The 7,745-nt window shown below is 72.9% G+C and carries 11 protein-coding genes; 3 read left to right on the top strand and 8 right to left on the bottom strand.

Annotated elements, in window-relative coordinates; all coding sequences use genetic code 11:
- The first annotated feature begins 170 nt into the window (after positions 1-170).
- The 3 genes from ACQ5SO_RS14740 to ACQ5SO_RS14730 are packed head-to-tail and all read left to right on the top strand — an operon-like array spanning position 171 to position 2,349.
- A complete protein-coding gene (locus ACQ5SO_RS14740; protein ID WP_430942379.1) occupies positions 171-917 on the top strand; it encodes a DUF484 family protein in 747 nt (248 codons plus the stop codon).
- Positions 902-1,939: a tyrosine recombinase XerC gene (locus ACQ5SO_RS14735; RefSeq protein WP_430942420.1), complete on the top strand. Its 1,038-nt coding sequence runs from the start codon at positions 902-904 to the stop codon at positions 1,937-1,939. Before ACQ5SO_RS14740 ends, ACQ5SO_RS14735 begins: the two co-directional genes overlap by 16 nt.
- On the top strand, positions 1,936-2,349 hold the full coding sequence (locus tag ACQ5SO_RS14730; protein ID WP_430942378.1) for a nuclear transport factor 2 family protein: 414 nt from the start codon (positions 1,936-1,938) through the stop codon (positions 2,347-2,349). Before ACQ5SO_RS14735 ends, ACQ5SO_RS14730 begins: the two co-directional genes overlap by 4 nt.
- Positions 2,350-2,371: 22 nt before the next feature.
- Here the strand turns inward: ACQ5SO_RS14730 and ACQ5SO_RS14725 are convergent, their stop codons facing one another.
- The 8 genes from ACQ5SO_RS14725 to ACQ5SO_RS14690 form a co-directional block, all read right to left on the bottom strand.
- A complete protein-coding gene (locus tag ACQ5SO_RS14725; RefSeq protein ID WP_430942377.1) occupies positions 2,372-2,752 on the bottom strand; it encodes a PaaI family thioesterase in 381 nt (126 codons plus the stop codon).
- Between the two features lie 56 nt (positions 2,753-2,808).
- Complete coding sequence (locus ACQ5SO_RS14720; protein ID WP_430942376.1) at positions 2,809-3,207, bottom strand: Rid family hydrolase; 399 nt, start codon at positions 3,205-3,207, stop codon at positions 2,809-2,811.
- A 29-nt stretch (positions 3,208-3,236) separates the two neighbouring features.
- Positions 3,237-3,848 carry a hypothetical protein gene (locus ACQ5SO_RS14715; RefSeq protein ID WP_430942375.1) on the bottom strand — a complete coding sequence of 204 codons (612 nt, stop codon included), beginning with the start codon at positions 3,846-3,848 and terminating at the stop codon, positions 3,237-3,239.
- A 209-nt stretch (positions 3,849-4,057) separates the two neighbouring features.
- On the bottom strand, positions 4,058-5,443 hold the full coding sequence (gene lpdA, locus ACQ5SO_RS14710; RefSeq protein ID WP_430942374.1) for a dihydrolipoyl dehydrogenase: 1,386 nt from the start codon (positions 5,441-5,443) through the stop codon (positions 4,058-4,060).
- A 21-nt stretch (positions 5,444-5,464) separates the two neighbouring features.
- Complete coding sequence (locus tag ACQ5SO_RS14705) at positions 5,465-5,851, bottom strand: MAPEG family protein (RefSeq protein WP_430942373.1); 387 nt, start codon at positions 5,849-5,851, stop codon at positions 5,465-5,467.
- Entirely contained in the window at positions 5,848-6,570 is a 723-nt protein-coding gene (locus tag ACQ5SO_RS14700; RefSeq protein WP_430942372.1) for a hypothetical protein, read from the bottom strand. The genes ACQ5SO_RS14705 and ACQ5SO_RS14700 overlap by 4 nt, the downstream gene beginning before the upstream one ends.
- Positions 6,567-7,184: a LysE family translocator gene (locus ACQ5SO_RS14695; protein ID WP_430942371.1), complete on the bottom strand. Its 618-nt coding sequence runs from the start codon at positions 7,182-7,184 to the stop codon at positions 6,567-6,569. Before ACQ5SO_RS14695 ends, ACQ5SO_RS14700 begins: the two co-directional genes overlap by 4 nt.
- The gene (locus ACQ5SO_RS14690) at positions 7,181-7,648 is read right to left on the bottom strand and encodes a hypothetical protein (RefSeq protein WP_430942370.1); all 468 of its coding nucleotides are present in this window, start codon (positions 7,646-7,648) and stop codon (positions 7,181-7,183) included. The genes ACQ5SO_RS14695 and ACQ5SO_RS14690 overlap by 4 nt, the downstream gene beginning before the upstream one ends.
- Positions 7,649-7,745 lie beyond the last annotated feature (97 nt).

The raw sequence follows: 7,745 nt of genomic DNA, 5'->3' as shown, positions 1-7,745 counted from the left end.
GACGGGGGAAAAAAAAAAGGCAAAAATCTTCCCCCCCCCCCCCCCCCCCCCCCGCCCCCCCCCGCACCCCCCCCCGGCGCACGGGGGGCGACGCGATCCCGGCGGGGCCCGGCGCAGGGCCCCGCCGGACAAGGACCGGCGAAGACCGGACCCTTACGGGAGGACAGGCCATGACCGCGACCGACCTTGACGCACCGACCCCCGAAGCGGCCGCCGCCGCGCCCGCCGACGGCGCCGCCCTGCGCGCGCAGATCCGCGAGATGATCCGCAGCGACCCGTCGCTGGTGCTGGACGATCCCGCGGCGATGACGGCGCTGATCGAGGCCGGGCAGGACGGCGCCGCCCGCCAGGTCACCGACCTGCGCGGGGCCATGGTCGCAAGGCTGGAACGCCGCCTGTCCGAGCTCGAGGAAACCCACCGCTCGGTCGTCGCCGCCGCCTACCAGAACGTCTCGGGGACCGACCAGGTGCACCGCGCCGCGCTGTCGGTGCTCGAACCCACCCGCTTCTCCGACCTTCTCAAGGCGCTGGAGGACGAGCTTCCCGTCATCCTCGCCGTCGACCAGGTGCGGCTGTGCCTGGAAGGCGACGGCGCGCCGGGGGGCGAGGGCGCGCTGATGGGCGTCGCGCCGGGGGCGGTGGACCGCTACCTCGCGCTCGGCCGCCCCGGCGCCGCGCCGCTTTCGGCCCTGCGCGCCGTCGACCGCGGCGTGGCGCAGGAGGTGTTCGGCCCCGGCGCCGCGGGGATCGGCTCGGAAGCCGTTGTCCGGCTTGAATTCGGCGAGGGCGCCCGCCCCGGGATGCTGGTCTTCGGGGCCGAGGACCCGGCCCGGTTCTCGCCCGACCAGGGCTCGGACCTGGTGCTGTTCCTCGGGGGCGTGGTGCAGCGGGCGATCCGCCGCTGGGTGACGTCCTGAGCCGCCGCGGCGCAGACGCCGCGCGCCGCGCGCAGGTCGAGGGCTCCGCCGGGGCGCTGGACCTGCTGGCGCGCTATCTTGACCACATGCGCGGGGCGAAGGACGCCGCCCCGGCCACCATCGCCGCCTATCGCGCCGACATCGCCGCCTGGCTGGGCTTCCTGGGCCTCCATCGCGGCGGCCCGGTGGGGCGCGAGGGGCTGGGCGAGGTGACGGCGGCCGAGACCCGCGCCTTCCTCGCGCGCGAGAAGGCCGCGGGGCTGTCCGCCCGCTCGCTGCGCCGCCGCCTTTCGGCCGTGCGCGGCTTCCATCGCTGGCTGGCGGATGCCGAGGGGATCGATTCCCAGGCCGTGCTGGCGCAGCGCGCGCCCAAGGCCCCCGCCCGCCTGCCGCGCCCGCTGACCGAGGAGGCCGCGCGGGCGGTGATCCTCGATGCCGAGACCGCCGACGCGCCCGACTGGATCGCGGCGCGGGACGCGGCGGCGCTGACCCTCCTCTGGGCCTGCGGGCTGCGGATCTCCGAGGCGCTGTCGCTGCGCTGGGGCGACGCGCCGCTGCCCGACGTGCTGCGCATCCGCGGCAAGGGCGGGAAGGAGCGGATCGTGCCGGTCCTGCCCGCCGCGCGCGAGGCGGTCGAGGGCTATCGCGCCCTCTGCCCCTGGGCGCCCGTGGCGGGGGACGCGCTGTTCCGCGGGGCCAAGGGCGGGGACCTCGACGCCGGGATCCTGCGCAAGGCGATGCGCTCGGCGCGGGCGCGGCTCGGCCTTCCGGCCACCGCCACGCCGCACGCGCTGCGCCACAGCTTCGCCACGCATCTGCTCAATGCTGGCGGGGACCTGCGGGCGATCCAGACGCTGCTGGGCCATGCGTCGCTGTCCACGACCCAGATCTATACCGGCGTGGACGAGGCGCGCCTGATGGAGGTCTACGAGGCGGCCCACCCCGGCGCCCGCGCAGGCGGGTCGCCCGGCGCCCGCGCTGGCGGGGCGCCCGGCGCCCGCGACGGGGGAGGCGAGCGATGAACCGCGGCGAAGACATCAGGGGGCTGGTGCACGAGATGTTCGAGGGCATCCGCATCGGCGACCCGCGCCTGTTCCTCGAGCGCCTGCACGAGGACGTGGTGCTGACCATTCCCGGCAGCAGCAGCTGGTGCGGCGTGTTCGAGGGGCGCGAGGCCTTCATCAACGCCTATCTCGGCCGCCTGCGGCGCAGCGCGACCTCGGGCGTCGGGCGGCTGGAACCCGCGCGCATCCTCGTGGACGGCGACTGGGCGGTGATCGAAAGCGTCAACGCCCTGACGCTCGAGGACGGTCGCGTGAACCTCAACCACTACTGCATGCTGTTCCGCTTCGACGAGGGCATGATCGTCGAGATGCGCCAGTATTTCGACACCGCCGGGCGCGAGGCGGTGGTGGGCCCGTTCGACGGTTGATCCCCCCCGGTCGCCGCGCGCCTCAGCCCTTCGCGGCGACGTGCGAGGAGGTCAGCTCGAACAGCAGCTTGCCCGCGTCGCTGCGCAGCTCGGTCCGCACGGTGGAGATGCGGCGGCCCCGCTTGACCCAGCGCGCCGTGGCGTGGATCTCCCCGCCCGTGACATTGCCCAGGAGCTGGACGTTGAGCGAGGTGGCGACGGGGAAGTCGGCCATCCCCTCGGAGGCCGTCGCCCCCTGCAGCACGAAATGCGTCGCCACCACGTCGGCGAACCAGGTCAGCGCCCCCGCGTGGACGGTGCCGAACGGGTTGAGCATCCCCGGGGCGACGGCCATGCGGCCCGTGGCCTCCTGCTCGGTCACCGCGTCGAGGGTGAAGGCGATGTCGCCGGTATAGTCGATCATGTCGGATCCTCCCGCCGCATAGAGTTCCACAAAGGAACCCTCTGCGGCAAGGGCGATCAGCCCCCGGGGATGACGGCGTCGAACTCCATCTCCACCAGCCATTCGGGGTTCACGAAGCCGCTGACGGCCATGATCGTCTCGACCGGGCGGGTGTCGCCGAAGGCCTCGCGGCGGATGTCGGCGGCTGTCTCCCAGTACTTGATGTCGACCAGCAGCGTGCGGGTGCGGGTGACGTGCGAGAGGTCGGCGCCGGCTTCCTTCAGCGCGGCGGCGGCGACCTCGATGCAGCGGCGGGTCTGGGCGGCGACGTCGCCGACGCCGACGGTCGAGCCGTCCTGCGCCACCGCCGCGCAGCCGCCGACGGTGATGACGGGGCCGACGCGGACGGCGCGGGCGAAGCCGACGCGCTGTTCCATCGGGGTGTTGAAGCGGACGTCCGAACGGGTCCAGGCCATGGGACTCTCCATGTTGCGGCGGGGAAGTATCAGTCTGCGCCCGGGGCGGCGGCCCGGGCGGCCGCCTGCGCGTCGCGGCACAGCCGGTAGACCTTGCGCGCGTCCGGGATGCGGCGGAAGCCGACGGGGGTGACGCTCTGGCCCGCGCGGGTGCGGACATGGTTCGGACGTCGGCGGCGGGGACGGGCGCCGGAGACCTCCTTCGCGAACCACACCGTGCCGGGATCGCCGTCCTCGAGCTCCAGCTCCATCTCCTCCACCGGCCAGGGCTTGATCTTGCGGCGCCCGAACAGGTCGGTCGCGATCCAGCCGTTGCGGGTGGTGAGGGTGTAATGCGTGCCGCGCCGCACCCGCGCGTCCCAGATCAGCCGCCCGAAGGCCATGAACAGCCCGACCGCGAGGAAGGGCAGGCCGAACAGGGGGAAGATCCAGCCGACGATCCCGGTCCCGGAGCCCATCGCGAAGGCGAGCGTGATCCAGACCGCCGCGAAGCCGCCGAAGAACACCCCGAAGGCGGAGAGGGGCGACAGGACGCCCGACCACTCCACCACGTCGTCGGGGGCGCCCTGCCACAGGATGCGCTCGCCGGGGGAGAGGAGGTCTTCCCACCCGGCGGGGATGGCGGCGTCGGTCTGGGTCATGGCGGGGGCCTTGATGAAAGCGGTGATCGGAACCCTGCCGCGGCGCGCGGGGCCGGGCAAGCGCACAGGCCGCCGCGGGGCGGGACCGCGGGGGCACGAGAAAGGCGCGGCCCCCCTGGGGACCGCGCCGGGCGCATCGCTGCGCGCAGGGACCTCTGCGTCGGGGCGCGTGGCGGACTGGCCGCGCGCCCCGCGGGCCGGGGGGCGCGTCAGGCGTGGATCGCGCCGTCGCCGCAGGCCAGGGCGGCCTCGCGCACGGCCTCGGAGAAGGTCGGGTGCGCGTGGCAGGTCAGGGCGATGTCCTCGGCCGCGGCGCCGAAGGACATGGCGACGCAGATCTCGTGGATCAGCTCGCCCGCCGCCGGGCCGATCAGGTGGGCGCCGAGGATGCGGTCCGTCTCCTTGTCGGCCAGCAGCTTCACGAAGCCCTCGGCCGCCAGGTTCGCCTTGGCGCGGCCATTGGCCATGAACTGGAATTTTCCAACTTTATACGCCACGCCCTCTTCCTTGAGCTGCTCTTCCGTCTTGCCCACGGAAGCCACCTCGGGGGCGGTGTAGATCACGCCGGGGATCACGCCGTAATCCACGTGGCCATGCTTGCCCGCGATGATGTCGGCCACCGCGAAACCCTCGTCCTCGGCCTTGTGGGCCAGCATCGGGCCGGCGATCACGTCGCCGATGGCGTAGCAGCCGTCGAGCTTCGTCTTGAAGTGGTCGTCCACCACGATGCGGCCGCGGTTGTCGAGCTCGATGCCCATCTCCTCCGCGCCCAGGCCGGCGGTGTAGGGCTTGCGGCCGGTGGCGACGAGGACCACGTCGGCCTCCATCTCGTGCTCGCTGTCATCCTTGCGCAGCTTGTACTTGACGGTGAGGCTGTCGCCCTTCTCCACGCTCTGCACCGCGGCGCCGAGGGTGAATTTCAGGCCCTGCTTGGTCAGCAGCTTCTGGAAGTTGCGGCAGACCTCGAGGTCCATGCCCGGGGTGATCTGGTCGAGATACTCGATCACCTCGACCTCGGCGCCGAGGCGCTTGTAGACCGAGCCGAGCTCGAGCCCGATCACGCCCGCGCCGATCACCACCATCTTCTTGGGGATCTCTTTGAGCTCCAGCGCGCCGGTCGAGGACACGATCCGCTCCTCGTCGAGCTCCACGAAGGGCGGCACGGCGACGTCGGAGCCGGTGGCGATCACGATCGACTTGGCCTTGTGCACGGCGTCCCCGACGGTCACTTCGCCCTTCGCGGTGATCTTGCCATAGCCCTTGATGTAATCGACCTTGTTCTTCTTGAACAGGAACTCGATCCCGCCGGTGTTGGCCTGGATGACCGAGGTCTTGTGGCCCATCATCTTCTCAAGGTCGACGGACACCTCGCCGACATTGATCCCGAGCGTCCCGAAATTCTCATGCGCTTCGTGCACCAGTTCCGAGGCGTGCAGCAGCGCCTTCGACGGGATGCAGCCGACATTCAGGCAGGTGCCGCCAAGGGCGCCGCGGCCTTCGACGCAGGCGGTCTTGAGGCCGAGCTGGGCGCAGCGGATGGCGCAGACATAGCCGCCCGGGCCGCCGCCGATGACGATGACGTCGTATTCGGACATGGGTGTTTCCTTACCTGATCTTCAGAACGCGGCGGCGCCGGCCATGCCGAGGGTGGCGAAGAAGCCGACCCCCCAGGCGATGGAGCGCCAGGGCGTCGCCCCGAGCGCGTAGAGGGGGAGATAGACGACCCGCACGCCGAGATAGATCCAGGCGCAGGTCGCGGTGAACGGAGAGGATGCCTCGAGCAGGGTCACCGCCAGGGCCGCGGCGGTGTAGAGGATCATCCCCTCGAACTGGTTGTTCAGGGCGCGCTGGGCCCGGCCCGCAAGGCCGGTCAGCTGCCGCGGCTCGTCCCGCGGACCCATCGCGTATTTCGGCCCCACCTGCATGTTGGCGGTGACCGAGTAGAAGAAGAAATAGCCCGCGCTGACGAGGACCAGCAGGGCGAGAACGGTGATTTCGGTCATGCGCGCGCCCCCCCGGCGGCTTCGTTCAGGACGATCTGCGCCAGCTCGCGCCCCCGCCGGGCGGCGGCCTCGGAGCGGGCGCGGCAGGGGAACGGGGTCCCGGCCGTGGCGGCGTCGGCGCGCGCCGCCTCCAGCCGCTGCGCCAGCGCGGCGGAATTCATCAGCGCGAGGTTGATCGGCAGGCTCCAGGTCGCCTGGTCCTCGGTGGACGCCTTGCGCAGCGCGATCATCGTCTCCACCGCGCGGCGGGCGCGCTCATTGGCCAGGAGCCGGGCGCCGAGGATCAGCATCGCGCCGGGAATGATCAGCGCGACGAGGGCGATCGCCGCCCCGCCATCCGTATCCTGGAGCCCCAGCCCCAGCAGCAGCGCGCCGCCGAGCACGGCCAGCACGCCCTTCCAGTGCAGCGGCTGCGACAGCATCAGCGCGTCGAAACAGCGATACATCCCTATCAGGGCGAAGAGGCGGACGAAAAGCTCCACCTCCGCCCCGCCGAGCAGCGCGCTCACCTCGGCGTTGCGCGCGCCCAACGACAGGAGCGCGGCCAGCATCCCGACGACCAGCCGCCCGCGGATCGAGGCGACGGCGCGCCCGTGCTGCTCCAGCTCGGCCCGCAGGACCTCCAGCGCCACCTGGTCCTGGGGCGTGAACGGGTGCGGCCAGGGCCGGAACATGAACCTGCCGACGGCCGAGCGTTTCTCGTGGGCGGCGATGCTCATGCCGGGTCCTCCGACAGCGCGAGGCGCAGGCCCATGGCGGCGAAGGCGGCGGCGGAGGCGCGGGAGATCCACGCCATCGCCCGCTCCGAGCGCAGCGTGCGCGCGGCGAGCCCGGCGGCGAGCAGGCCGTAGAGGACGAAGACCGCGAAGGTCAGCCCCATGAAGATCGCCGACATGGCGGCCATCTGCGGCGCATAGGCCGCGGCGGGGTCGATGAACTGCGGCAGGAACGCCAGGAAGAACACCGAGAGCTTGGGGTTGAGCACGTTGATCAGCGCGCCGGTGCGCGCGATGCGGGCGAAGGAGCGGGCGCCGTCCTCGGGGCGCACCCGCAGCGGGCCGCCGCCGCGCAGCGTCTTCCACGCGAGGTGCAGAAGGTACGCCGCCCCGGCGTATTTCAGCACGGTGTAGCCGATGGCCCCGGCATGGAGCACCGCCGACAGGCCGACGGCGGCGGCGAGCACCGCGGGCACGATCCCCAGCGTGCAGCCCAACGCGGCGGCGACCGAGGCCGCCCCCCCGCGCGCGATGGCGACGCCGAGCGTGTAGACCACGCCGGTTCCGGGCATCAGCACCACGATCAGCGCGGCGAGGAGGAATTCGGAAGAGATCATCCGCGGGTCTCCGGGATCGCCGCGCCGGGCGGGCGCGTGGCGGGGTCGGGGTAATGGTCGAAGCGTTGCTCGCGCCGCTCCCTGAACGTGGGCGCATCGCGCGCGGGGGCGGGCACGCGCTTCAGCAGCGGGGCGCCGCCTTGCCCGAGCGGCGCGCGCCAGGTCAGCGCCATCGCCGGGTCGATCTCCTCCCCGGCGGGAACCGTCCCGTAGCATTCGCAGACCGGTTCGCCGTCATCCTTGCGCTCCATCTGCACCCGCAGGCGGGTCGGTCGGCGCAGGTCCCAGCGGGGGCGGCAGTTGAGCATCCCGGTCGGGACCGGGTCGTCGGCCTTCAGCGCGTTCAGCGCGGCGCAGCGGTCGCAGAGGCGCTGCATCACCGCCGGGTCCTCCTCCTCCGCCCATGCCGGACCAACCGCGCCGAGCGCGGCCAGGACGGCGACGGTGGGGGTGATGCTGCGCATGGGACCGGGTCCGGCAGGGAAGGGGGGACGCGGGGGGGGGGGGGGGGGGGGGGGGGGGGGGGGGGGGGGGGGGGGGGGGGGGGGGGGGGGGGGGGGG

It is taken from the genome of Rhodovulum sp. DZ06 (assembly GCF_050586345.1).
GTDB lineage: Bacteria > Pseudomonadota > Alphaproteobacteria > Rhodobacterales > Rhodobacteraceae > JBOCEF01.
Note: the sequence above shows the minus strand (reverse complement) of the source record. Positions and strands in the feature narration are given on the sequence as shown.

Excerpts from the sequence above, each read along its gene's own strand:
- ACQ5SO_RS14740 (WP_430942379.1), top strand. The coding sequence starts at position 171 with ATGACCGCGACCGACCTTGACGCACCGACCCCCGAAGCGGCCGCCGCC.
- ACQ5SO_RS14730 (WP_430942378.1), top strand. The coding sequence starts at position 1,936 with ATGAACCGCGGCGAAGACATCAGGGGGCTGGTGCACGAGATGTTCGAG.
- ACQ5SO_RS14725 (WP_430942377.1), bottom strand. The coding sequence starts at position 2,752 with ATGATCGACTATACCGGCGACATCGCCTTCACCCTCGACGCGGTGACC.
- ACQ5SO_RS14720 (WP_430942376.1), bottom strand. The coding sequence starts at position 3,207 with ATGGCCTGGACCCGTTCGGACGTCCGCTTCAACACCCCGATGGAACAG.
- ACQ5SO_RS14715 (WP_430942375.1), bottom strand. The coding sequence starts at position 3,848 with ATGACCCAGACCGACGCCGCCATCCCCGCCGGGTGGGAAGACCTCCTC.
- lpdA (WP_430942374.1), bottom strand. The coding sequence starts at position 5,443 with ATGTCCGAATACGACGTCATCGTCATCGGCGGCGGCCCGGGCGGCTAT.
- ACQ5SO_RS14705 (WP_430942373.1), bottom strand. The coding sequence starts at position 5,851 with ATGACCGAAATCACCGTTCTCGCCCTGCTGGTCCTCGTCAGCGCGGGC.
- ACQ5SO_RS14700 (WP_430942372.1), bottom strand. The coding sequence starts at position 6,570 with ATGAGCATCGCCGCCCACGAGAAACGCTCGGCCGTCGGCAGGTTCATG.
- ACQ5SO_RS14695 (WP_430942371.1), bottom strand. The coding sequence starts at position 7,184 with ATGATCTCTTCCGAATTCCTCCTCGCCGCGCTGATCGTGGTGCTGATG.
- ACQ5SO_RS14690 (WP_430942370.1), bottom strand. The coding sequence starts at position 7,648 with ATGCGCAGCATCACCCCCACCGTCGCCGTCCTGGCCGCGCTCGGCGCG.